The sequence below is a fragment of the Enhygromyxa salina genome (assembly GCF_000737335.2).
Lineage (GTDB): Bacteria > Myxococcota_A > Polyangia > Nannocystales > Nannocystaceae > Plesiocystis > Plesiocystis salina_C.
The window spans coordinates 20885-45173 of the sequence record NZ_JMCC02000123.1; the positions used below are offsets into that span (position 1 = coordinate 20885).

At 67.5% G+C, this 24289-nt stretch carries 20 protein-coding genes; 11 read left to right on the forward strand and 9 right to left on the reverse strand.

The annotated features are described in order from the left end of the window. Positions 1–107: 107 nt before the first annotated feature. The 3 genes from DB30_RS34885 to boxC form a co-directional block, all read right to left on the reverse strand. Positions 108–1913 (reverse strand): DUF885 domain-containing protein, encoded by a 1806-nt coding sequence (locus DB30_RS34885; protein WP_165704086.1) that lies wholly within the window; start codon positions 1911–1913, stop codon positions 108–110. A 339-nt stretch (positions 1914–2252) separates the two neighbouring features. Continuing rightward, entirely contained in the window at positions 2253–3680 is a 1428-nt protein-coding gene (boxB, locus tag DB30_RS34890; RefSeq protein ID WP_052557356.1) for a benzoyl-CoA 2,3-epoxidase subunit BoxB, read from the reverse strand. A gap of 28 nt (positions 3681–3708) precedes the next feature. Then, positions 3709–5439: a 2,3-epoxybenzoyl-CoA dihydrolase gene (gene boxC, locus DB30_RS34895; RefSeq protein ID WP_052557358.1), complete on the reverse strand. Its 1731-nt coding sequence runs from the start codon at positions 5437–5439 to the stop codon at positions 3709–3711. A 330-nt stretch (positions 5440–5769) separates the two neighbouring features. Here boxC and DB30_RS34900 point away from each other — a divergent pair, with 330 nt between their 5' ends. Then, positions 5770–6528 (forward strand): hypothetical protein, encoded by a 759-nt coding sequence (locus DB30_RS34900; RefSeq protein WP_146661984.1) that lies wholly within the window; start codon positions 5770–5772, stop codon positions 6526–6528. 43 nt (positions 6529–6571) lie between these two features. Here the strand turns inward: DB30_RS34900 and DB30_RS34905 are convergent, their stop codons facing one another. Both DB30_RS34905 and DB30_RS34910 read right to left on the reverse strand, forming a co-directional pair. Further along, on the reverse strand, positions 6572–7945 hold the full coding sequence (locus DB30_RS34905; RefSeq protein ID WP_146662004.1) for a DUF4215 domain-containing protein: 1374 nt from the start codon (positions 7943–7945) through the stop codon (positions 6572–6574). A 133-nt stretch (positions 7946–8078) separates the two neighbouring features. Further along, positions 8079–9311: an STAS-like domain-containing protein gene (locus tag DB30_RS34910; RefSeq protein ID WP_146661986.1), complete on the reverse strand. Its 1233-nt coding sequence runs from the start codon at positions 9309–9311 to the stop codon at positions 8079–8081. 165 nt (positions 9312–9476) lie between these two features. Here DB30_RS34910 and DB30_RS34915 point away from each other — a divergent pair, with 165 nt between their 5' ends. Genes DB30_RS34915 through DB30_RS34925 form a run of 3 tightly spaced genes read left to right on the forward strand, consistent with a single transcriptional unit; the run spans position 9477 to position 13072 of the window. Next, positions 9477–10316 carry an OST-HTH/LOTUS domain-containing protein gene (locus DB30_RS34915; protein WP_146661988.1) on the forward strand — a complete coding sequence of 280 codons (840 nt, stop codon included), beginning with the start codon at positions 9477–9479 and terminating at the stop codon, positions 10314–10316. A gap of 57 nt (positions 10317–10373) precedes the next feature. Further along, entirely contained in the window at positions 10374–11681 is a 1308-nt protein-coding gene (aroA, locus tag DB30_RS34920; RefSeq protein WP_240480401.1) for a 3-phosphoshikimate 1-carboxyvinyltransferase, read from the forward strand. Between the two features lie 8 nt (positions 11682–11689). Next, positions 11690–13072 (forward strand): class I SAM-dependent RNA methyltransferase, encoded by a 1383-nt coding sequence (locus DB30_RS34925; RefSeq protein WP_146661990.1) that lies wholly within the window; start codon positions 11690–11692, stop codon positions 13070–13072. On the opposite strand, the gene DB30_RS34930 is transcribed toward DB30_RS34925, so the two are convergent. The 4 genes from DB30_RS34930 to dnaA form a co-directional block, all read right to left on the reverse strand. Further along, complete coding sequence (locus DB30_RS34930; protein ID WP_052557374.1) at positions 13059–14000, reverse strand: AgmX/PglI C-terminal domain-containing protein; 942 nt, start codon at positions 13998–14000, stop codon at positions 13059–13061. The two genes, DB30_RS34925 and DB30_RS34930, sit on opposite strands and share 14 nt — an antisense overlap. A gap of 93 nt (positions 14001–14093) precedes the next feature. Further along, entirely contained in the window at positions 14094–15785 is a 1692-nt protein-coding gene (locus DB30_RS34935) for an ATP-binding cassette domain-containing protein (RefSeq protein WP_146661992.1), read from the reverse strand. A gap of 103 nt (positions 15786–15888) precedes the next feature. Further along, positions 15889–17145, reverse strand: a complete 1257-nt coding sequence (locus tag DB30_RS34940; RefSeq protein WP_146661994.1) for a GAK system CofD-like protein — start codon at positions 17143–17145, stop codon at positions 15889–15891. A 173-nt stretch (positions 17146–17318) separates the two neighbouring features. Further along, a complete protein-coding gene (dnaA, locus tag DB30_RS34945) occupies positions 17319–18689 on the reverse strand; it encodes a chromosomal replication initiator protein DnaA (RefSeq protein ID WP_146661996.1) in 1371 nt (456 codons plus the stop codon). Between dnaA and DB30_RS41915 the strand changes: the two genes are divergently transcribed. From DB30_RS41915 to DB30_RS34975, 7 genes are all read left to right on the forward strand, one after another. Continuing rightward, a complete protein-coding gene (locus tag DB30_RS41915; protein WP_052557380.1) occupies positions 18688–18954 on the forward strand; it encodes a hypothetical protein in 267 nt (88 codons plus the stop codon). The two genes, dnaA and DB30_RS41915, sit on opposite strands and share 2 nt — an antisense overlap. 539 nt (positions 18955–19493) lie before the next feature. Further along, positions 19494–19646, forward strand: a complete 153-nt coding sequence (rpmH, locus tag DB30_RS34950; RefSeq protein ID WP_052557381.1) for a 50S ribosomal protein L34 — start codon at positions 19494–19496, stop codon at positions 19644–19646. 63 nt (positions 19647–19709) lie between these two features. Then, positions 19710–20129, forward strand: a complete 420-nt coding sequence (rnpA, locus tag DB30_RS34955; RefSeq protein ID WP_146661998.1) for a ribonuclease P protein component — start codon at positions 19710–19712, stop codon at positions 20127–20129. Between the two features lie 28 nt (positions 20130–20157). Next, a complete protein-coding gene (gene yidD / locus DB30_RS34960; protein ID WP_146662006.1) occupies positions 20158–20484 on the forward strand; it encodes a membrane protein insertion efficiency factor YidD in 327 nt (108 codons plus the stop codon). 12 nt (positions 20485–20496) lie between these two features. Continuing rightward, on the forward strand, positions 20497–22287 hold the full coding sequence (yidC, locus tag DB30_RS34965) for a membrane protein insertase YidC (RefSeq protein ID WP_052557385.1): 1791 nt from the start codon (positions 20497–20499) through the stop codon (positions 22285–22287). Positions 22288–22349: 62 nt separating this feature from the next. Then, the gene (locus tag DB30_RS34970) at positions 22350–22853 is read left to right on the forward strand and encodes a Jag family protein (RefSeq protein WP_052557388.1); all 504 of its coding nucleotides are present in this window, start codon (positions 22350–22352) and stop codon (positions 22851–22853) included. A gap of 258 nt (positions 22854–23111) precedes the next feature. Then, complete coding sequence (locus tag DB30_RS34975; RefSeq protein WP_052557390.1) at positions 23112–24281, forward strand: tRNA modification GTPase; 1170 nt, start codon at positions 23112–23114, stop codon at positions 24279–24281. The last annotated feature ends 8 nt before the right edge of the window (positions 24282–24289 follow it).

A 24289-nucleotide genomic window follows, 5' to 3' on the forward strand; every position in this document is an offset into this window, starting at 1 on the left:
TTTTCCCCTGCTGATCGGCGCGGTCCGCCGTCCCCGGACAATTATCCCCGGCCTGTGGAGAGCACCTGGCGCTGCGCGCTGGCTCACTTCGGCGGTCGGGGTCCTACTCACTCGCCCAGCATCGAGTTGCGGATCGCCGGGAGCGGGGCGGCGGCGTGGCTCAGCAGCTCGTCATGGAAGCGCCGGAGCGAGTCGTCGGCCCCGGCGGCGCGCTGCTTGGCGAGCCACGCCTCGCGCAGGTCGAGGATCATCAGCTTGCCCAGCGTGTAGCCGAGGTACATGGGATCGAAGGTCCCACGCACGGCCTGCTGCCGAGCGTTGACCGGATCTTGAAACGCCTTGGTCACGAACAGCTCGGTGGCCTCGTCGACGCTCATGGTCTTGGTGTGCAGCCCCAGCGCCGCGACGAAGCGGACGTCACGAAGCAGCGCGTTTTGAAGCTGGCCCAGCTGGACCCGCGGGTCGTCGGACAGGCCCTGCTCCCACATCATCTGTTCGCAATAGTGGGCCCAGCCCTCGCCGGTCGTGAAGTTCCACAGCGACTGGAGGATGTGCGAGTCGTTGTGGGCGACGTGGAGGCTGTGCAGGAAGTGGCCAGGCCAGACCTCGTGGACGGTGATGAACAGCAGGTCGGTGCGCCCAGGGATGTAGGCGCGCTGCTGGTCCGCGGGCCAGGCCGGATCCGGCGGTGAGATGTAGTAGAAGCTGGGCAGTGGGGTCTGCTCGAAGGGCCCGGCCGCGTCCAAGAACGCGCTGTTCCAGCGCATGAAGGGGGGCGTCTCGACGACCTCGACGATCGCTTGGGTCACGGTGTCGAGGTCGGTGTCTGGGTCCGCGTTGGAGCCCGGGATCGTGACCAGGTCATGGTCGATCAGGAACTGCCGGGCCGTGTTGGCCTGCTGCGTGGCCTCGGCCAGGACCTGGTCGGGCGCGGGCTTGTCCGCGGTCACCGAGGCCATGACTTGGGCGACCGACTTGCGCGGATTGATCTGCTTGGCCGCCGCCTCGACCAGCGCGAGGTTGCGCTCGAGGTCGGCCGTTGCCATGCGCGTGAGGGTTGGGAGATCGAGCTCGATACCCTGGGAGCGCGCGAGCATCTCGAGCAGCTGATCCGCCCCAAGCGCGAACTCGTCGGTGGCGCTGGCCTGACGCTCGATCAGGAACGCCTCGTAGCCGCGCAGCGCGGTCGCCAGCGCGGCCAGGGCCTCGTCGAGCTTGGCTTGGTCGTCGCGGGTCAGCCCGCGCAGCGCGAGCGGGACGTCGACCTCGACGAAGCTGATCGTGCCGCGGACTTGCAAGAGCGTGGTCTCGACGAAGGGCCGCGGCAGGTAGTCCTCGAGGTTGCGCTGGGCCTGCTCGAGATGGGTGACGCCAGCTTGGGCCGCCTCGCCCAGCGCTGCGGCCCGCTCGGCCAAGGGCGCGTAGTTGCGGCTGATGTAGGGCGTGAGCTCGACATCCGCCATGTAGAACATCGGGTTGCGCCACGGCGAGCGACGGACCTCGAGCTCGAACAGCTCCCCGTCGAAGGTCGAGATCAACGCCGCCTGCTCGACCTGCGCGCGCGCGCTCAGCGTTGCCGGCTCAAAGCTGCGTAGCAGCTCCAGCCCGATCTTCAGCCGGCTGATCTCGGCCGCCAGGCCGTCCGCTGAGGCGTCACGGATCCGGCCGTCATACTTGTGCAGCCCAAGCGTGACCGCGCGCAGCGGGTACGCGTCGAAGTAGTCATCGAGCAGCTGGCTGGCGGTCTCGAAAAATTGCGCGTCGACGCTCAGCTCCGGCTTGGGGTCGCTCGTATCCGTAACGGGCGGCGGCGGCAGCGGCGTCTCGCTGACAACCGGCGGCGTCGCGCATGCCGCCAGCAGCACCGGACAAAGTATCAGCGTCGCGCGGATCATGCGGGCACTGCGGCTCATGCAGTGACCGTACGCCTCCACCCCAACCCCGACAACAGGCCACACACGCCAGCCCGCCGCGAACCGCCCACTCATCACCCCCACAATCGCCCCGGTTGCCCGCCCACCGAGAACTCGCTCGCCGCCTACCCCCCACCGTTCGGGGACAAGAGGAAGAGCCCCCGGTGGGGGCCACACATGCCCGCCAGCGAGAACTCGCTCGCCGCCCACCCCCCATAATCGCTCGGGGGCAAGAGGAAGAGCCCCCGGTGGGGGCCACACATGCCAGGGCGAACAGCTAGCCTCAGAAGAGCGAGCGAAGCGAGCGAGCGAAGTGGTTGGTGTCTGTGGGGGGCTAAACTACAGCCGAACGTATTCGAATTCGGCCGGCTGGCCCTCGATCCCACGCGACGGCGGAGCGATCCAGTTGGCGAACTTCCCGGGCTCGTAGACCGGCTTCATGATCGAGATCAGGTAGTCGTTGTCCTCCGGCACCAACAGCCACCGGTGCTTGTTGGCCTCGAACTCCTGCTCGCTGATCAGCTCGCCCGCCGGGTTGAACAGGTGCCCGGCGTAGATGCCCTGGTGCCGGTGAAAGCGGGTGCTCGGGAGCGTGAGCCGGACGCTGCTGCCCTCGGCCTCGAGCGCCTTGTTCCACTTGCGCAGCGCCTTCTCGCAGTCGGCCACGTACTCGTCGCGCAGCAGCGCGTTGAGGGCGTTGCGCAGCGGGATGTCCTTGTCGACCAGCACGCCGGCCTCGACGTGGGGCAGCCGATAGGTGCCGCCGATCGCCTTGTGGTCGTCGTACTTCTTCATCTCGCGGTAGCGGCCCTTGAGCCCCGAGCCGAAGAAATCAGCGGCGTTGTTGGACACCTCGCCGCCAAACAGGTCGAGGCTGTAGGTGAACCAGTAGTTGATCGTCCGCTGGATCAGGTCGAAGTCGATCCCGCCCTGGGCCCGGATGTCGCCGTTGGGATCGAGCTTCTGCAGCTGCGCGCTGCGCTGGATGATCCGCTGCATGCCGGTCTGGCCGACGAACAGGTGGTGGGCCTCCTCGGTCAGCATGAACTCGGTCGTGCGCGCGAGCGGGTCGAAGCCCGACTCGGCCAGCGCGGCGAGCTGGAACTTGCCGTCGCGGTCCGTGAACATCGCAAACGCGAAGAAGCTCAGCCAGTGATCGCAAGGCTGGTTGAACGCGCCCAGGATCCGCGGCTTGTCGACGTCGCCCGAGCGCCGGTTGAGCAGCTCGTCGGCCTCGTCGCGGCCGTCGCGGCCGAAGTGCTTGTGGAGCAGGTAGACCATCGCCCACAGGTGCCGGCCCTCTTCGACGTTGACCTGAAACAGGTTGCGCATGTCGTAGAGGCTGGGCGCCATGTGGCCGAGCAAGCGCTGCTGCTCGACCGAGGCCGGCTCGGTGTCGGCCTGGGTCACGATGATCCGCCGCAAGGAGTTGCGGAACTCACCGGGGACCTCGTGCCAGGCTGGCTTGCCGGCGTCGTCACCACAGCGGATCTGCGAGGTGCTGGCCTCGCGCGGGTTCAAGAAGATGCCCCAGCGGTAGTCGGGCATGCGGACGTGGTCGTAGTGGGCCCAGCCGTCGGTGTCGACGCTGACCGCCGTGCGCAGGTAGACCGGCTTGTCGGCGAAGTCCGAGGGGCCCATGTCGTTCCACCACTCGAGGTAGTTGGGCAGCCACCGCTCGAGCGCACGGCGGAGCTTGGTGTCGTCGGCGAGGCCGACGTTGTTGGGGATCTTGCTGTTGAGGTCGACCGAGGTGCTTGCCGTCATCAGTTGGTGTCCTTCTCGTCGCGAGGGTTCAGACTCGTTCCCAGTCGAAGCGCGGGCGCTCCGGGCGACCGTAGAGCGTCAGCGCGCCCTCGGGCCCGGTCGCGTTGGGCCGAATGAAAATCCAGTTTTGCCAGGCCGTGAGCCGGGCGAAGATCTTGGAGTCGCAGTTCTCTGGGCCGGGGAACCGGAGGTTGGCCTCCATCCCGGTCAGCGCGTCGGGTGACAGGCTCACGCGCTCTTCGATCGCCACGCGGGTGTCGTCGTCCCAGTCGATGTCGTCGAGCAGCATGGTCACGAGCCCAGCTTCGTCGGCCTGCTCGGGGGCGAGGACCTCGCCGTTCTTGCCGCGCAAGGCCTCGAGCTGATCCGGCTCACCGATGAAGCGGACCGCGAGGCGGTGGTGGCCGTGGCTCATGGCCAGCGGGCCCCAGTTGATCTCGCTGGCGCCGACCTCGACCGGGCTGTCGGGATCATCGAGCAGGTAGAAGCGATCGCTGGCGAGCGCGAGCTCGAGCAGGTTGCCGCCCCAGCCGGTTCCCGCTGATCCGATCGCAAAGAACGAGCGGCTGGTCAGATCCATGCGCCGCAGGGTGCGGGCCATGAAGAACACGATCTCGCGGGTGAACCACGCTTGCGAGCTCGGGTGCTTGGCCGGGTCACCCGCCTCCAGCAGGGCTTGGTCGTAGGCGATCGTGCGCGCGACGTCGGACTCGACCTCGACCAAGACCAGGCCGATCCCGATGTGGTTGACGCGCAGCTGCAAGAGCGCGTCGTCGAGCTCACGGTAGGCACGCAGCGCCCACACGGCGTCGCCGGCTTTGTGGATCGCCGCCGGGCCCTCGCGGACCAGGGCGAGGTCGGCCTCGCTCGGGCCGCGCACCTTCAAGGTTGCGATCCGGGTGGTGGCGTCGCACTCGAGCTTCACGCAGGTGTACTGGCGAGTGGTCGTGGTCGCGTCGCCGCCAAGCTCGACCTGCAGGCGGCCAAGCTTCACGCCCTCGCGGGCCCCGGCGCCGTCTTGGGCTTGGATCTGCGCGCTGGCTTCGGCGCTCAGCTGCGCGGCCCGGGCCTGAACCTTGGCGTCGAACTTCGAGCGCGGGTAGACCCCATCGACGAGGTTCCACTTGACGGCCTTGTTGCCGCGCACACCCTCGGCGGTGGTCGAGAATACGTCGGCGAGGTCGCGCCGGATCTTGCGCTTGTCGACCAGGCGGGTGAGGCCGCCGGTGCCGGGCAGCACGCCGAGCAGCGGGACCTCGGGCAGGCTGACCGCCGAGTTGCCGTCGTCTTGCAGGTAGATCTCTTTGCAGGCCAGGGCCAGCTCGTAGCCGCCGCCCGCGGTGGTGCCGTTGCACGCCGCGATATAGGTCTGCGCGCTGTTGTTGGTCGCGTCCTCGAGCTCGCAGCGGGTCTCGTTCGTGAACTTGCAAAAGTTCACCTTCCACGCGTGCGAGCTCTGGCCGAGCATCGTGATGTTGGCCCCGGCACAAAACGCCCGATCATTGCCCGAGGACAGCAGCACCGTGCGGACCTCGGGGTGTTCGAAGCGCATGCGCCTCACGATGTCCGCGAGCTCGATGTCGACCCCGAGGTCATAGCTGTTGAGCTTGAGCTCGTAGCCGGGGACCAGACCGCCATCGGGGTCCACGTCCATGATGACCTTGGCGATCCCGCCGTCGTACTCGACCCTCCAGTGCTTGTAGGAGGAGGGGTCCTTCTCGAACTCGACCTGTATGGTCTGCGCTGCACCGTCACCCATGTGGAGGGAAAATAGCAGCCACCCGGCGACTCTGGGTTGGACGCCCGCGTGCGGCGTCGCACGATAGAACGCTGAATTCGTGCGAGTACACACGGGTATTTGCCTGTTTAGCGATCCGCGCCAAGCCCTACGTTCGCGGTCACGCGGGCTTGGTGCGGGTCTGTGCTGTTGGCTGCCGCGCGACGCGAACGGCTCGCGGGCGTGTTCGATCGCCGATCGCGAAAGCGCACGGTCCCTCGCTCACAACCCGTGCGAGACCACACCGAAAACCGCGCTCTTCGGTGGGTGGTTGGCCCGAGCAGCGCCTGCTGCGGCTGTAGACTGATCGGGATGGTTCGCGCCCGTTCACTGTTCGTGCTCACGATGTCGCTGTGCGTGTTGGCTCCCGGAAGAGCGCTGGCTGAGTCGCCGGTGACCGCGAGCGATCAACCAACGAGCGAGTCGGAGCGGCCGACCGCCCTCGACTCGGCGCCACCCGTCGCCGGCCCAACGCCAACGCCAACGCTAACGCCAACCCCGAGTCGTCCACCGCCGCGGGGTCACGGGTTGCTCGCGCTGGGTGTCGTCGGTGTCATCGTTGGCGCAGGCAACGTGGCGTTTGGCACAACCTTCTTGGTCAGCGACCCGGACGGTGTCGGTGTGTTCGGGGTCGCACCGCTCACGATCGGGGCTGCGTTCGTAGCCGCGGGCGCGGTGGGGATTCACTACGCCAAGCGACGTCGCGCCGCGCACCGACAGTGGGAGCAGGCGTCGGGCATGGACCTCGACGGGTGGCGAGCGATGCACCCCGCCGAACGCCCGCCGCCCGGGCTCGGGATGGTCGTCGCGGGCTCGCTGGTGGGTGTTGGCGGGCTGGGTCTGCTGGCCGGCACCACCGTGATCTACGTCCGCCAGGATCGGCCCCCAGCCTCGGTCGGGGTTGGGATGTTCGTGGGCGCGGCGGCGACGGTCACCGGTGCGATGTTGGTGGGGTTCGGCAGTCCACGCGTCCACCAGCACCGACGCAAGCAAGCCGCGACCGCGCAGCTGGTGCCGGTGCCCGTGTTCGGAGCGCAGACCTACGGGTTTGGCGTCGCCGGCCGGTTCTGACCTTCACGCCGACGCCAGCTGCAGGCGATAATTCGGCGGCCGGTCAGCACCCCGGCGAGCGGTTGGTGCAGCTGTTGAGGCAAGCGTCGCCCTCGTTTTGGTTGCCGTCGTCGCACTGCTCTTCGTCGTCGTCGACGACCCCGTTGCCGCACGAGTTGGTTGGCGCGCAGCACAGCGCCTGGACCTGCTGCTCGTTGCAGCCGAAGTTGGAAGGACACGCGTCGCGCGAGCTTCCGTAGCCGCAGTTGAGCGGGATGTCGGTCGAGAGGGTGCCCGGGTTGCCGTAGGGGCCAATCGTGAAGTGACCGGCGCCGCTGCCACCGCGGCAGTAGATCTCGGCGACGACGATCGTCTGGTTATTGACGGCGTAGTTCCAGCCGTCGTTGCGCGCGACGAACTGCTGGTACGAACACAGACCCCACCCGGGCGGGCACAGGGTCTCCATGTCTTGTTCGCAAGTTTGGTTGTTGGGATCGTCGCAGACGATCATGTCGTTGTTGGGGCTGATCGACATCTGGACGGAGCCGCCCATGCACGCCAGGACCCCGAACTCGCACGCGTTGGTGCAGGTGTCGTCGTCGACGTCGTTGCCGTCGTCGCAGTCTTCCACCCCGACGTACTTGATGCCGTCGCCGCACACCGCGGTCGCGCACTCGAGCGTGCACGCGTCACCGTTGACGTCGTTGCCGTCGTCGCAGGCTTCCACGCCCTCGTAGAGGATCCCATCGCCGCACACGTTCTCCTCGCAGAGCGGGTGGGTGCAGGCGTCGTTGCTGTCCATGTTGCCGTCGTCGCAGGCCTCGACCCCGGCCTGCGTGAAGCCGTCGCCACAAAACGCGAGCGCGCACGCGGGGCAGTCGTCGGTGATGTCCGCGTTACCGTCGTCGCACTGCTCACCGTCCTGGATGATCCCATCGCCGCACGAGCCTGGCAGGCACATGCTGTTGCAGCCGTCGGCGTCGTCGTCGTTGGCGTCGTCGCACATCTCGACGCCCTCGTGCACGAAGCCGTCGCCGCAGCTGGCCAGCTTGCAGCCGGCCACGCACGCGTCGGTGTTGACGCCGTTGCCGTCGTCGCACTCCTCGAAGCCCTCGTACACGAAGCCGTCCCCGCACGCGGCGATGAAGCAGTTGGGCGTGCACTGACCGGACTCGGAATTTTGCGGGCCCAGGTCGCACTCTTCACCGGCCTGCACGACGCCGTCGCCACAGCTGGAGTCGCCGTCGCCGTCGCCGGGATCGCCGTCGCCGTCGCCGCTCGAGGTCCCGGTCTCTTGGGTGTCACCGTCGCCGTCGCCGGGGTTGTTGGTGGCGGTGGTCGTGAACGTGAAGCCCTCGTCGCCGGGGGCGTCGGGGGTGCACGCGACGAGCGAGTGCAGGCCAAGCAGGGCGGTGAGACCAAACAAAGGGCGACGCATACTGGGATTCTCGGCGGATCGCGCCGGGGGGACCAGGAGTTTGTGCACAGCGTGGGCGCCGCGAGCCCGAGGGTCTTGCTCAGTTCGCGTTGCCTGCCCGCCCGGGCCCCGGACGCTACCGCAGACACTGGTTTCAGGCGTCGTCTGTCGTGCTCGCGTAGTTCACCGCAAAGCAGATCGGTGATCGCGTGCGGGGAGAGCACCCCACAAACTGGAGGCGCCCGAGCACGTTGGCACCGCCACTGCGGAGCAGTGGAACGATGAGCGCATGGCAAAACGCTTGGGTCGCTTTGGCGACACCCGTGAAGTCGAGTTCGACCTTGGCGCCCAGGCGAAGCAGCGGAAGAATTTGGTCTTGGGCGAGCGCAGTGGCCCGACCGCGATCCATCGCAAACTTGCCGTTGTCGCTGTCGATCTTCACGCGCTGCCAGTCGGGAGCGTTTGCTGATTTCTTGAAGAACCGGATGTCGGCATATCGAGGCCCGCGTCCCTCGATCTCGTCCTTGATGGCTTGCATGGGGCCCGAATACTCGGCGCCGATCGCTTTGAACGTGACTGCGACCGCAGTGCCCTGCCACCTGTGCGGCAGGGCGACGATCCTGGGAACGAAGTCGGACGGGCTGTGAGCAGACGCGCGCGCCGACAGCTCCTCTGTGACTGCACAGAAGCCACCACTGGCGGCGAGGGCGAGTCGTCGCACGAAGTACAGTCCGACGCCGCGATTGACCCCGTCTCGGGCGGAGTTGCCAGAGAGCTCGGGTTCCAAAGCGAGGAGCAGCGAATTTTGGTTGTCGAGGTCACCCTCGTAGTGGGGCTTGATCGTTGCCGGGATGCCCTGACCGCAGTCGGCCACCGCGAGGCGAACCCGACTGGTGCGCTTGTCGAAGGCGATGGCACAGAACGCACCCGCACCATTGGTGCGGGCATGATCGAACACGTTTTGGATCAGGTCTGAGAGACAGTACAGAGCGATTTGTTCGGCCTCGGGCGCGCTCTTCAACATGGCCTCGACATAATCGGGCAGCTTGTCTTGCGCCTCCTGCTCAGTCACCAAGCGGAAGAATCGACTGTTTGCGGCTCCACCCGTGGTTCGGCCCGCGAGGGCGGAGAGCAGGCCCGACCGGAACGCGCTCGGGCTTTGCAAGGTGGGGTCGATGATGATCTCTCGACCAAGCGTGCGCTGGTAGGTGGCCCATGCGCCGAGCATGGCAACGGCGATCGGCTCGGCGAAGACTACGGGGGGCTCCGCGCAGCGAACGACGATTGCGCTGGTGCTCGGCTCTCGCTGCTCTAGATGCCACCCTTCTGGAGGACCCGCGAGGGTCTCCGCAATGCGCACGGCACGCCTGATCGTGATTGACGCCATGTTTGACACGCTATTTAGCATGGGACAGACTGCCAGAGACCGCGGAGCACCCTTCAGCGGAGGCATCGGCGAGTTTTACTCGTAGGATGTCAGACAGCGACAGCTGGTCATTCAAAGGCAGAGGTTTCGTCCTCTGCCTTTATTTTCGTCTCCATTCTCGGCCTCATGGGATCACTCTCCGACTTCGATGCTGCACTGCGCTCGCTCGCAGATGAGTTGGGGAAGCCGGAGGTCCACCTCGCGGAGCTCGGCCTCCAGGTTCGCCGCAAACTGCCCGGCTTTACCGTCGAGAGCTACGGATACGCGAGCTTCACCGAGCTGCTCACCGCGGCCACAGATATCGGCGTGGTCCGCTTCGGTCCCAAGTCAGAGGATCGATGGTTTGTGTTCGGTGGCCTCACACAACCAGCGAGCATGCCTGTCGAGGATCACGAGATCGTACACACGATCTGGAACGCGTGTGTGGACATCGACGTGTCTCATCGTGGCTGGGTCGATTTGTCGGACTGTCACGTCGAGACAGACCCAGACGGCGTCGCGGACGAGCCGGAGCGCTATGTCGAGATGCCTCGCTTTGATCGCACGCGACAGGTAAAGCTGCTGCAATCGTTTGCCGAGGACAACGAGGATCCGACACGCGCCGCGCTGCTGGCCGTCGCCAGCACCTGGCGTTCCGAGCACAGTCCTTATCGGCAGCTGCTCGGGGAGCTGCAAGCGCTCGGGCTCCGGCGCGCCTGGTTCGAGTACTTGCGTCGAGCTGTGTCCGCTGAACTTCGAGCGTGGGCGAGTGAGCACGGTTTGCCGATCGCCAAACTTTTCAGGCCGCCGACCAAGCCCAAGGCCGCCGCTGCCCGCACCCAGGCAACCCGCGATGAACGCCGCATGTTTGGGCTCGACGAGGACCAGCTCCGAGCGTTTCTCAAGGCTGCGATCGACGAGATGACCCTCGAGGAGCTTGGTCAGTGGCCGGTGCCAGCTCGCCTGCTGCTGACCAAGCCGGGCTGAGGGGCCGCTGGGGCTTTGGGCTCACCGCAAGCCGAGTATCCTGCGCGCGTGAGCGACATGATCACGGTAGGCCGACCGCCCGGACCGATCCGAGCGACCCTGCGACCGCCGGGTTCAAAGAGCCTCAGCAATCGCGCGCTGCTGCTCGCCGCGATCGCGCGCGGGACCACGCGGATCGAGGGTTGCCTCGACGCCGACGACACCGTGTTGATGCTCGCCTGCTTGGATCGCCTGGGCATCACGGTGCGGCGCACCGGGTTGGAGATCGCCGACGGCCTCGAGCTTGGCGGGGATCCGCGGGTGGGCGCGGCGACGGGCGAGCCAAGCTTGGACGTTGGCACGGCCGGCACGGTCGCGCGCTTCTTGACCGCGACGCTGGCTGGTGCGCGCGAGCCCGGCTGGGACGCGGTGATCGTTGACGGCAGCCCGCGGATGCGCGAGCGGCCGATGAACGCCTTGCTGGCCGCGCTGACCGAGCTTGGCGCGCGCTTCGAGTGGCGTGGGACCCCGGGCGCGCTGCCGCTGCGGGTGCTGGGCGGTCGTGGGCTCAGCGGCGGGCGGATCGTCCTCGAGCGACCCGCCTCCTCGCAGTTCGTGTCAGCCCTGTTGATCGCCGGCTGCAGCGCGCTGGGTCCCGTGCGGATCGAGCTGCGCGAGGGCACCCCGGCCCGGCCCTACGTCGACATGACGCTCGCGGTGATCGAGTCGTTTGGCGGCAGCGCCGGCTGGTCCGAGGACGGCGCGGCGCTGGTGGTCGAGCCGCGCGCGCTGCAAGCCTGCCCGCGCTACGTGGTCGAGCCCGACGCGTCGGCGGCCAGCTACCTGCTCACGCTGCCGTTGATCTGGGGCGGCGAGGTCACGATCCCCGAGCTCGGCAGCGCCAGCTTGCAAGGTGACGCCGCGTTTTGTCGGGTGCTCGAGCGGTTTGGCGCGAACGTCGAGCAGGCCCCCGATTCAACCACGGTCCGCGGCGGCGCGGCCCTGCGCGGGCAGGAGCTGGATCTCACCGACATGCCCGACATGACGTTGACCGCCGCCGTGCTCGCGCTGTTCGCCAGCGGGCCCACGCGGATCCGCGGCGTCGAGGTGCTGCGTCACCACGAGAGCGATCGCCTGGCCGCGGGCGCGACCGAGCTGCGCAAGCTTGGCGCCGAGGTTGTCGAGCACGAAGATGGCTTGGACATCGAGCCGCCGGCCAACGGGCCGCGACGCGGGGTCGCGATTGACACCTACTTGGATCACCGCATGGCGATGGCGTTCGCCATGGTCGGCGAGGTTCAGATCCACGACCCACGCTGCGTCGACAAGACCTTCCCGCGCTACTTCGAGGTCCTCGCCCAGCTCGGATTTGTGGTGACCCTGTGACGATGAACATGAACGGAATTCCAAAAGTTGGTGAGCTGCTCGAGGTCGACGCGATCGGGATCGACGATCGCGGCCAGGGCCTGGCGAAGCTCGAGGCGGGCGCTGACGAGCGGGCGCTGCTGGTCCCCGGCTTGTTCCCCGGCGAGCGGGCGAGCGTCCGCATCGAAGCGCTCGCCCGTCATGCCCCGCGCGCGCACGGCCGCGTGAACGAGCTCCTGCGCGCGAGCCCGAGCCGGCGCGAGCCGCCGTGTTCCCGCCACGAGCAGCACCAGCGCGCCCCGGGGGATCGCCGACCCAAGCCGAGCTGCGGCGGCTGCCCGTTGATGGGCCTGAACCTCGACGCGCAGCGCGAGGCCAAGCGGGCGTGGATCCTGCGCGAGTACGGGCTCGAGCTCGAGGGTTCTGGCGGGATCATCGGCGGCGCCGAGTTCGACTATCGCTGGTCGAGCAAGCGCGTCGTCGGAGGCGAGCCGGGCCGGCTGCGGCTGGGCAGCCGCGCGGCCGGCAAGCGTCGCGGGGATCACATCGCCGACATGCGCGGTTGCTTGGTCGATCATCCCCGGATCCGCGACGGGTTCGACGCGCTCGAGCTGCAGGCCAACGAGCTTGGGATCGAGCCGTGGCGCGAAGCGGGCGGGGATCTGCGCTACGTGTGGGCCAAGACCAACGGCGCCCAGCTGCTGCTCACGCTGATCTGCGGGGCCGAGCCCAGTCGGGCCGCGCGCGAGCTCGGGCCGCGCCTGCACGAGCTCGGGATCGCCGATGGGATTGCCTGGAGTGTGCAGTCGAGCTCGGGCAACGCGATCCGCGGCGGCGCCCCGCAGGTGATCGCCGGGCTCGCGCAGCTGGATCTCGACGCAGGTCTCGAGCTCGGGCCGCTCGGGTTCTTGCAGCCCAACCCAGAGGTCGCCGCGCTCGCCTACCGCGATCTCGTCGCGCTGCCTGACGGCCAACCCATGCCGCCCGGCGAGCTGGCGTTCGATCTCTACGCTGGCGCAGGCGTGACCACTCGCTTGCTGCGAGAGCGCTTCGAGCGAGTGATCCCCTGCGAGTCGTACCCCGAGTCCGCCGCGCGCTTGGGCATCGAGCCCCAGACCGTCGAGGACTTCGCGCGTGCGTGGCTCGACGCCGCGAGCCCCACGCCCGCGCTGATCGTCGCCAATCCCCCTCGCGCTGGGCTTGGCGAGTCCGTGTGTGCGGCCTTGCGCGAGCTCGCTGCGCCCCGCGTGCATCTGATGAGCTGCAGCCCGCAGACCTTGGCCGCGGATCTCGACCGCCTCCGCCCCGACTACCAGCTGATCGCGCTGCGCGGCTACGACACGCTCCCGCACACCGCCCACCTCGAGCTGGTCGCCTGGCTGTCGCGCCGTCCTCAAACTACTCGAGCGTGAAGGGGAAGCTCACCCGGACCTCGCCCCCGCCCAAGGGCTCGGGGAACCGCCACTTCTTCATGGCCTTGGCCATGCAATTCGGGACTCCGGGATCGCCGAAGGTGTCCGGGTCGACGGGCGCGCTCGTGGACACTCGACCTTCGGCGTTGATCGTGAACTCGATGGTGACCGCGCCGGCCAGCGCCGGGTTCTTGCTCAGGCCGGCGCTGTAGCAGGCACTCAGCTCCCCAGCGTGGGCGCGAACGATGCGACGGACGAAGTCGTGGTCGAGGGGGCCGTCGACCGTCGCCGCGCCCAAGCGGACATCGGCCTTGCCACCTTCGTCCCCGGCCTCGAAGGTGCCCACAGAGCGCTCGTCCTCGTCGCGAACTTCGTTGTTGCGAACCATGGTGCCGACGACTTGCCAATTTTTTGGCTTGGGTCGGGTGAGGGCCATCGCCCTGCCGACGACCTCTTCGACGACCTCGTGACACCCCCCGAAGCTCGCCTCGGCCTCATGGGCAGCCGCGCTCCATTGCTCGCAGCCCCCGGCAGCCGTCACCCCGCAGTCATGGTCGCCGCGCTTCGCGGCCAGGGCTGCGTCGGCGTAGTGGTCAATCTTGGCCATACACCGCAGATCCTCGCTATCTAGCGAGAGACATACGCTGACGAACGCTTGGCGAACGCTCTGCGTGAGCGCCTCGCCACGCTCGCGCGCCGTCGCCCGCTGGTCCGCGGGCGCGTCTTGCTCCGCCAACTGGCCGTCGATCTCGGTCAACTCGACGACCCGGTCGCGGGCATGCTCGCAGATCGTTTGGGTTGGCGGGTCCGCGGCGGTCGCCCCAGGCTCGCTCGCAGCGTTCGCGTCTCCGGGCGCCGCGGGGCTGCTGCGTCCATCGCAGGCCACAGACGCGAGCAGCAAGACCGAGACCACCGCGGTGCGAGTCATGATTCGAGTGTAGCCGAGCCGCCAGATCAGAACGGATCGTTTTGTACGGAGCGGGGATAGCGATGGTGAGCCGCTTTGCGCCGTCACATCCACTCAATCGCCCGCGTAGATCAACACCAGCGAGCCAAGCTCCAGCGCCACGATCCACAGCGTCGCAACCATCACGCTGCGAACCATCGCCACGGTCACGTCTTCGGCCGAGCGCTTCTCGAGCGAGCCCTTTGCGATCGCGTCGCCGGCGATCCCCAGCGCGTACACGCAACACAGCCCCAGCGCGCGCAGGCGAAACACCGCGCGCTCGGGCGGCGGATCCACGATGTCTGCGGTCAGCAGCTCCCACGCGAAGGTCCAGCCCCCATCCAGCTCGGGCACCCGCAGCTCGAGGTACATCACGCCCCCAACCACCATGCCCAGGGTGAACAGCGCGGCCATGACCAGGTACGAGCCCGCCAGCCCCAGCCACGCGGGCACCCACAGGTACCGGGCCTTGCTGATCCCCAAGGCCTCCAGCGCGGTGGTCTGGCGAGTCAGCGACATGCCCCCGAGCCAGGCGACCACGGCGTTGGCCGAGGTCGCGGCGAACAAGATCCCCGAAAGCGGCGGCGCGAGGGCGATCACGTGCATCGAGCCGATCAGCGAGAACACCCGCTCGGGCCGGATCGGCAGCTCACCCCCGCCGATCGAGCGGTGCAGGATGTACAGCAGCGTGAAGCCGATCAGCAGCGAGACGATCGAGAAGAACGCCGCCGGCCGCCACAGCGCTTGCTTGAGCACCGGGATCATCACCTCGATGAAGTCGCGCGGCCGCAGCAGCGCCCGCACAGCGTTGGCGGCCACGCGCGGGCCGATCTCGAGCCCGCCGAACGCGGTCGCGCCGACGCGCTTGGCCGCCCCACCCGCGCGCGCAGCCAGCCGCGCCAACACGCCGCGCGGGGCGAGGGATCCCTGCGGATCCTGATCCTCGGCGAGCCGGGCGATCATCTGATCCCCGATCCCCGCGGCCACCTGCCGACGCAGCGCCCGCGGCCGCTTGGCCTCGCTCAGCTGCTTGCGCGCGCTGGGGCGCTCGCCGAACGCGACCTCGGCCAGCGGATCGAGCTCGACGATCCGCTGCTCGACGCGATCCATGAACCAAAACCGATCCGCGAACCCAGCCGCGAACTCGAGCTCGTGGGTGATCACCAGCGCGGCCGCCTTGCGCTCGAGGATCTCCGCGCGCAGTAGATCCGCGAGCATCTCGACGCGCAGCGGATCCAGGCCAACCGAGGGCTCGTCCAGGAACAAGATCCGCCGCCCACCCGCGAGCGTGCGCGCGACCGCGAGCCGCTGGGCCTCGCCGCCCGACAGCCGCCCGACCTCGCGCGCTTCACCGCCGGCCCAGTCTTTGGGCAGATCCACGCTCGCCAGCGAGTCCTGCAGGGCCCCCGCCGTGATCTCGCGCGGGGGGTCGGCGTTGCGCATCGCCAGCGCCAAGTTGCCGGCGACGTCCAGATGATCGAACAGGGCGCCCCGCTGCGGCACGATGCCGACCCCGGCGTGACGCTCGAGCAGCTGGGCCCGGACCGAGAACCCGGCGGCGTCGAGGGCCGCGCGATCGTGCAGCGCGCTGACCAGCGTCGACTTGCCGGCCCCGCTGCCGCCGAGCAGCGCGACGATCTCGCCCTCGCGCAGCTCGAGCTCGACGTTGCGCAGCAGCGGCGCCCCATCCGGCCGATCGATGTCCAAGCCGCGAGCCTCGAGCAACACCCGGGGGTCGCGAGCCGCTGCAGATGACGGATCGACCATGACAGCGTTGTTTTACCCCGAGCGCGCCGCGACACGTGAGACGCCAGCGCGGCCGAGCTGCGCGCGGTTCAGCGCCAGCTTGGGTCGCGCTCGGCTCGTAGCTTCAGACCAGCGAGAGCAGCAGCTCGACGAGGCTGCGGGGCTCGAGCAGCGGCGCGGTCTCGTCGCTGATCAGCGGCGTGTCGATCACCTCCACCCCGTGGGCCTCGATCGCGTCGATGTCGAGCCCGCCCACGTACTCGCCCCGCTCGCTGTCGACGAGCACGAAGTGCAAAAGCAGCTCGGTCGGCGTGTCCTCACCCGCGTCGCGGCGCAGCTGCTCGAGCAGCACGCGAACTTGATCGTGGGGGGGGAGGCCGCGCTCTTCGGGGTCTTCGCCGCAGTTGGGCACGTAGACCTTCGGGCACCCCGCGCGGGCGACAGCAGCGCCGACCCCTCGCGGCAGCAGGCAGGCCATCACGGAGGTCCAGAAGCTGCCGATCGGGAAGCAGATCAGCTCGGCCTCGTCGATCAGCTGCACGGTCCGATCATCGATCTGGGCGTCGGCTTCGGGCACCGGGGCGTCCAACCCGATCGCCTCGGTCAACCGCAGCGCGCGGATCGGGGCCGACAGCGGGGACTGACGGCTGGTGATCTCGTGCTGCCCCACCACCAGCGTGCCGTCTTCGAGCTGCGCGCACAGGTGCAGGTTGCTGTCGACGACGGGCCGCACGATCCCGCGGACCGCGACCAGCTTCGAGAACAAGAAGATCACCGCGTCGATGTCGCTGCGGTTGTTGAGGTAGCCCCCCGCGAGGATCAAGTTGCCGATCGAGGCCCCATGCAGGTCAAAGCTGGCCGGCATGTGCTCGCGGAAGTACCCGAGGTGATTGCGGATCAACTTGCGCAGCGGCATCGGTACGCCGGCGACGAGCGGATCCGTGCCGCCGACCATCGCATCGAGGCGCTCGCGCAGCAGCGCCTGCTCACCGCGCTTGGCCAGCCGCGTGTTGAACAGCCGGTAGACCTCCGGGTGCCCGAGCAGCCGCGTGTCTGCCAGCGCCATCAGCCGATTGCGCAGATCCCCGACCGAGATCATCGGAAACGCGTCGCGCAGCTTGGCCGAGCTTCCGCCCGAGTCGAAGGGCGTGATCAAATGGACCGAGTTGTGCGTGTACTCGGTCAGCACCCGACTGGTCTTGCGCAGCGCGGACCCCCCCGAGAAGAACAGCACGGTCGGCCCGATCTCGGGCGCCCGGTGGTAGCGCGCCAGCCGGATCGGGTTGGGCACGCGGCGGGTCTGGATCAGCGTGATCCGCTGCCGGCGCGCGTCGGGGATCCGCGGCGGCGCGTTCGGATCCGAACGAGAGGGATCTTGCATGGGAGGGCGTACGGGCTGTTGTACCCCAAGATCCTCGCTCTAGAGCGCCAATCAGCTCGAGTTCACGACGCCAGGCGCATCTGGGACCGCTCCTGCCGTTGTCGGTCGGCGCTCGCAGTATGCCGGACGCCGCGCCCGCCATGCGAGCGCATGGGTCGACGCCCCGCTGTCGGTCAGTCTCGAGGCGCCAGCTGTCCGCGCAGAGACTCGACGGCCGCGTGGAGGTCTTCGTCGGCTTGGGCGAGCGCCTCGATCCGCTTGCAGGCGTTGATCACCGTCGAGTGATCCTTTCCACCAAAGCGCATCCCGATCTCTGGAAAGCTCGAGCCGGTCAGCTGCCGGCACAGGTACATGGCGATCATCCGGGGGCGCGAGATCCCTCGGTGACGGCGCTTGCCCTTGAGCTCGCTGATCTTGACCGAGAAGTAGGCGGCGACGGCCTTCTGGATCGCTTCGATCGTGATCGGGGGCTTGTCGGTGGCGGTCTTGCCGAGCACGGAGCGGACGAATTCGGCGTCGATCTCGACGCCGCGGAGCTGGGCGAACGCGGTGACACGCAGCAGCGCGCCCTCGAGCTCGCGGACGTTGGAGCGGACCAGCTCGGCGATGCTCAGCGCGACTTGAGGCGAGAGCTCGAGGTCGTCGCGGGCGGCCTTGGTCTGGATGATCGCGATGCGGGTCTCGAGATCGGGGGGTTGGACGTCGGCGACGAGGCCCCAGTTGAGCCGCGAGGTCAGGCGCTCTTCCATGCCAGCCATGTCGGCGGGCACGCGATCCGCGGTGACGACGATCTGCTTGCCGGCTTCGTAGAGCGCGTTGAAGACGTGGAAGAACTCGTCCATCGTGCGATCCCGGCCGGCGATGAACTGGATGTCGTCGATCAACAAGCAGTCACAGTCGCGGCGGTAGCGGGCGCGGAACTGGTCAAACTCGTTGTTGCGCACCGCGGTCACGAACTCGTTCATGAACTGCTCGGCGCTCAGGTAGACGATCCGCAAGTTGGGATCCTTGCGATACAGCTCGTAGCCAACCCCGTGCAGCAGGTGGGTCTTGCCGAGCCCAACGCCGCCATAAATGAACAGCGGATTGAACCGGGTGCCAGGCTCGTCGGCGGCGGCCATCGCTGCGGACGCGGCGAGCTCGTTGCAGCCACCTTTGATGAAGGAGTCGAAGCGGTAGCGCGGGTGCAGCCCTCGCGGCGGACCGGCCGGCTGTTGGACCTGATGTGTGGTCGGGCGGGTCGCGGGATGATCCACGACGATCTCGAGGTGGGGCCGGCTCAGCTCGGTCGGCTCGGGCGGCGCCTCCTCGACAACCTCGATCGCAACCTTGAACTTGCGCTCATGACGCGACTCGAGCTCGTCGAGCGCGAGGTCGAGGTAGTGGGTCTCAAACCACTCCTTGAGGAAGCGGTTGGGTGCGCGAAGCTGGAGTAGGTCACCGTCCACGCTCGCGAGGCGGATCGGTCGTAACCACATGTCGAAGGTCTGCCGGTCGAGTCGGGGTTCGAGCCCGTGCAGTGCTTCGCTCCAAATATCCGCCATGATCCTCCTGTCCACAGCTACTCAGCAGCCTGTGGATAACCTGGAACTCCGTGAAATCATTGAGCAATTTTTGAGGCTGAAGAGCCCCGTCCACAACTGCGTGGAAATTGTGGATTTCCAGAGTCGAGGTGCTTCGCTCGCGTTGGCGCGAGGTCGCTGTGTCAATGTCGGCGCTTTTCGCACCCCCATTTTTGGCAAGCGGGGGGCGGCCGGCGCCGCGAGGCTGGGTTTGTACTCACCCGTCCCAGGACAGGGCAAGCGGTGACCCGCCAAATGATCGTAAATCACTGAATTTCAAAGAGATTTTTGGTCTGGAGCCCAACGAGAATCGCGCGTGTTCTGCGCTGTGTCCGTCTTGACACCTGGCCTCCAAATTTGATGTCGTTGAAATTATTCGGGAAATCGAGACCGCGCGAGTCCTCGCGTAGACCCGCCCGCAAGAGCAGCGAGTTTGCGCCGCCTCGATGCCGCAAACTCGCATGACAAGCCGACTTGCGGGCCCCACCTGATCGCCTGGATCCAGCGCGCGACCCCTAGACCCGCCCGCTCGCGTGCTTGGAGACGATCCATGATCTTTGGATCACTCGAGTGGCCATCCGCCTCAATTTTTTGGCACGCGATCTGTCTCAGCCCAACACCGCGCTGACAGAAGTCTCGCCCGAGTTGATGACAGCCTCGCTCTTGCTGACACCAGTTTGACAGTGTCAATGCTCGCTGCTATCGATCCGGCCCCTTCGCCCCCAGGACTGGTCCAAACGACTCCAGTCACCTTGTTTTTGGGTCGAAGCCAGGTCCCGTGCCGACATGACGAAGCGAACTTACCAGCCCCACAACCTCAGCCGGGCCCGCACCCACGGCTTCCGAGCCCGCATGGCCACCCGCAACGGCCGCAAGATCATCGCGGGTCGTCGTCGTCGGGGCCGCAAGCGCCTCGGCACCAAAACCGGCGGCAAGTGAGCCGCGCTGCGAGCTCTGTTCCGGGGGCATCGCTCCTGAACCCGAGCTCGCGCAAAGGATCTCGTGCGCCCGCTTGGTTTTCCCGCGCGACTGCGGATCAAGCAGCGGCGCGAGTTCCTGCGGGTTCAACGTCGTGGACGCAAACATCACGTTCGCCACTTCTTGGTGTTCGTGATGCCGCGTTTAACAGCGGCCCCCCAGGGTCCGGTCGATGCCGCTTCGCCACCCGAACCGCAGCCAACTCGTTTGGGCATCACGGTGACGCGCAAGGTTGGGAACGCCGTGGTCCGCAACCGCATCAAGCGGTTGGTCCGCGAGGTGTTTCGCCAGCATCGCTCGCGGCTGCCTGCAGGTCTGGACATCGTGTGGGTGGCCAAGCAGCAGGCGGCTGGCGCTACCTTCGCGCAAGTGCTCGACGACTTCGAGGCGCTGGTTCGACGCGGCGATCTGGTCAGCCCGCAGCCTGGCGCGCGCAAGCGATGACGATCCCATGAACCAGCCGCCCACGAGCATGCTCTGGTCCGTCTGGCGGGGGATCAGCCGCGCGCCGAGCTTGCTGGCGATCGGGCTGGTTCGCATCTATCAAGTCACGCTGTCACCGATGCTCGGGCCCAGCTGTCGCTTCAGCCCCAGCTGCTCACACTACGGATGCGCGTGCCTGCGTGATCACGGGCTCATCCGTGGCAGTTGGCTCACGCTACGCAGGCTGTCGCGTTGTCATCCTTGGCATCCTGGCGGCTATGATCCGCCGCCTTTGCCACGATCAGCGCCACGCAGCAGTACGGACGGCGGCAGCTCCGCCTTGTCCGAGGCGCCCAGTCCGGCCAAGGCCAGCTAGAAGGGATACGTCTTGCAAGAGCTCAAGATGCAGCATCGGGTCGCGCTGGCCGTCGTCATTTCGGTCCTGATCCTCGTCGGCTACAGCTACCTGTTTCCACCGCCCCAGCCGACCCAGGCCGAGCTCGACGCCCAAGCGGAGCTCGACGCCGCGGGCGACGACGCGAGCAAAGATCCAACGAAGGCCAAGGATCCCAAGGACTCGATCGAGAAGATCGAGCCCAGCGAGGCCGACCCCGCAGATCCGGCGACCGAGCCACCCGGGCCGGCCGCGCCCGTGGTCGAGCGGGTCGAGCATCGTCTCGCCAACGACCTGCTGGCGATCACCGTCGACAACCAGCCCGGCGGGTTGATCACCGCGGTCGAGCCGCTCGCCGATCAATTTCACGACGCCGCCGAAGACCGCGGGATCGACTTCTTGCTGCTGGCCGGCGCGCGAACCCTCGAGTTCGGGTTCGTCGCCGCACAGACCGACTTCAAGTGGTCGCGGATCCCGGGCCAGCTGCGGGTCACCGGTGATCGCAGCGTCGAGCTCACGCGCCGGCAGGGCGACATCGAGGTCGTCGAGTCCCTGACGCTGCTCGATGGCTATGAAGCTCGCTATGAGGTCGCGGTCAAGAACCATGGCGCGGGCCAGCAGATCCACAAGATCGAGCTGAAGACCCGGATGGGCATGTCGGCCTCGCAGAGCCGCTACGACATCCACCGCGCCCTGTGTCGGACACCCGAGGAAGACGGCGGCGGCTGCAACATCCGCAACGGCCCTCTAAAGGATTTCGACTTCGACGACGTCGAGGACGAGAACGAGACCGTCACCGGCAAGCTCGACTGGTGGGCGCTCGACAGCAAGTACTTCGTGCAGGCGCTGGTCCCCACCGAGCAGCTCGCGGGCTGCGTGGTCAGCAGCGACGACGCTGGCGAGGCGATGATCAACACCGGGATCGGCAGCGAGATCACGCTCGGTCCGGGTGAGCAAAAGCGCTACGAATTCGGCCTCTACGTCGGCGCCAAGGTCGACTCGATGCTGAAGGACTTCCCGGTCAGCGAGAGCCTGTCTGCGCTGCCCGAGTCGGCGGATCTGACCGAGGCGATCGACTGGGGCTGGTTTGGCGGCCTGTCGAAGTTCTTGGGCACGATGATGCTGTCGCTGCTTCGCTGGTTCTACTCGCTGACCGGCGTGTGGGGCGTGGCGATCATCATGCTCACGGTCGTCATCAAGCTCACGCTGCTGCCGCTGACGATCAAGCAGTACTCCTCCATGCGCAAGATGAAGGAGCTGCAGCCCGAGATGGAGAAGGTCCGGGAGAAGTACGGCGACGACAAGGTCAAGCAGCAGCAAGAGATGCAGGCCCTGTTTCAGCGGACCGGCATCAACCCGCTCGCCGGCTGCATGCCCATGGTCCTGCAGTTCCCGGTTTGGATCGCGCTCTACGCGATGCTTGGCGCGGTCGTCGACCTCTACCACGAGACCTTCTTGTGGCTCCCGGATCTGACCCAGCCGGATCCCTTCTACATCCTGCCGATCGCCATGGGCGGCCTGATGTTCATCCAGACCCGCATCAACCCGACCGCTGGCGACGCCCAGCAGGCCAAGATGATGCAGTGGATGATGCCGGGCATCTTCGTGGTGATGATGCTGTTCCTGCCCTCGGGCTTGGGCATCTACATCTTCGCCAACATCGTGTTGTCGCTGATCCAGAGCTTCGTGCAGCTGCGAATGAAGGGTGACGAGCCCGGCGCAGCCGCCGAGGTCGTCACCGCGGGTGGCACGGGCAAGGGCAAGTCCAAGCCCAAGTCCAAGTAAGAACACCCCTTCCATCGGGCGCCGTCACGCACTAGAGTTGCCCACCCCCAGGGAGCCCTGACGTGTCCGAAGAAGCCAACAGCCGCAAGGAAGCCGACCTCGAGCAACGCATCACCGAGGCGGTGCCGGTCGTTCGCTCCTTCCTCGAGACAGTGCTCGGTCTGCTCGGCGTCGAAGTCGAGGTCGACATCGACGTTGAAGACGACGGCCTGCACTGCGACCTCAACACCAGCGAAGAAGAGGGCGGCCTGTTGATCGGTCGACATGGCGCCACCCTCGACGCGCTCCAGTACCTGACCTTGCGGATCTTGCAGGCCGAGGGACTTGGGCGCATGCGCATCACCTTGGATGTTGGCGGCTACCGCAACCGGCGTGAGAAGGCGTTGCGGGACCTCGCTCAAGGGGTCGCAAAGAAGGTGATCGACAGCGGGCGGCCGTACCACTTCGAGCCAATGAGCGCGATGGAGCGCCGCGTCGTGCACATGGCGATGAGCGAGCTCAACGGGTTGCGGACCGAGTCCGAGGGCGAAGGACGACGGCGGCACGTCGTTGTCTTTCGGGACTAGTTTGGCCCCCACAGGCGTTGGTGACCGCGCTTGGGCCAATTGTGCGCGAGGGTGTGAGTGGCCCCCAAACGGGGCTCGACGTTTGGGCGGACGCTTGGGTTGAGCGAGGGCGATGGTCGGTGAGGGCCGAGCGAGAGCGACGGCGCTCGACGGCCGAGCGAGAGTTACGGCGCGCGAGGGTCGAGCGGCGACGATCGTGTGGGTCGCTTGCGTCCGACACCGCGCGAGCGGAGGTCGAGTACATCGGCAGGAGGGTCGGTGCCTGAGCACCACACGATCGCCGGGGTCGCGACGGGGTCGCCCGACGGAGGCGTGGCGATCATTCGCGTGAGTGGGTCGGAGGCGCTCTCGATTGCCAAGGCGTTGATCATGGGAGAGCTGCCGGCGCCGCGGGTGTTGGCGGTGCGTCGGTTGGTGGTGGGAGGAGAGCGAGCCTTGGTCGGGGTGATGCCTGGGCCACGCTCGTTCACGGGCGAAGACGTGGTCGAGCTCCACGTGCACGCCGGGGCCCGCAACGTCGGGCAGATCCTCGAGGCGGTGCTCGAAGCGGGCGCGGTCGCAGCTCAGGCCGGGGACTTCACGCGTCGAGCGTTTGGCAACCGGCGGCTGAGCTTGGATCAGGCCGAGGGCATCGCGGCGCTGATCGGTGCGCAGACCCAGGCCGCGCTGGATCAGGCCCGCCGGTTGGTCGCCGGCGAGCTCGGGCGCGAGGTCGAGGCGGTCCGCCAAAAAGTCGAGCTGCTGCGCGTGGAGATCGAGGCCAACCTCGACTTTCCAGAAGACGTGGACGCGCGCGATGAGGCTCGGTTCGCAGCGACGGCGGCGAGCTTGGGCGAGGCGGTCGAGGGCTGGCTGGCGGGCTTCGAGCGCGGTCGCTTGGCCCGCTCGCGGGCCCGGGTGGTCATCGCGGGGCCACCCAACGCTGGCAAGAGCGCGCTGTTCAACGCGCTGCTCGGTCGCCGTCGCGCGCTGGTGTCTGCGACCGCGGGCACGACCCGCGACTACGTGGAGGCCGAGCTGACCCTCGAAGGGCGGGAGCTGTGCCTGGTCGACACGGCCGGGCTGCGCGAGAGCGCTGACAACATCGAGGTCGCGGGCGTCGAGCTTGGCCGCGAGCAGATCGCCAGCGCGGATGTGATCGTGTGGGTCGAGGGCGCGGATCAGAGCGTCGGCTTGTCGCGGGACGACCACGACAACCTGAACATCGCCGCGGGCGCGAGCTTGATCCGGGTCGAGAACAAGCAAGAGCTCGGTCGTCGCCGGCCGGAGTGGATCGGTGTCAGCGCGGAGCCGGGGACCGAGCTCGAGCCTCTGCGTCGGGCGATCGCGGACGCCGTGACGCTGGGCGGTGAACAGTGGATTGGACTGGCGCGCCATCGCGACCGCGCGCGCGAGGCCTCGCCGACGCGTTTGGGGCCTTGTCGATGACGCTCGAG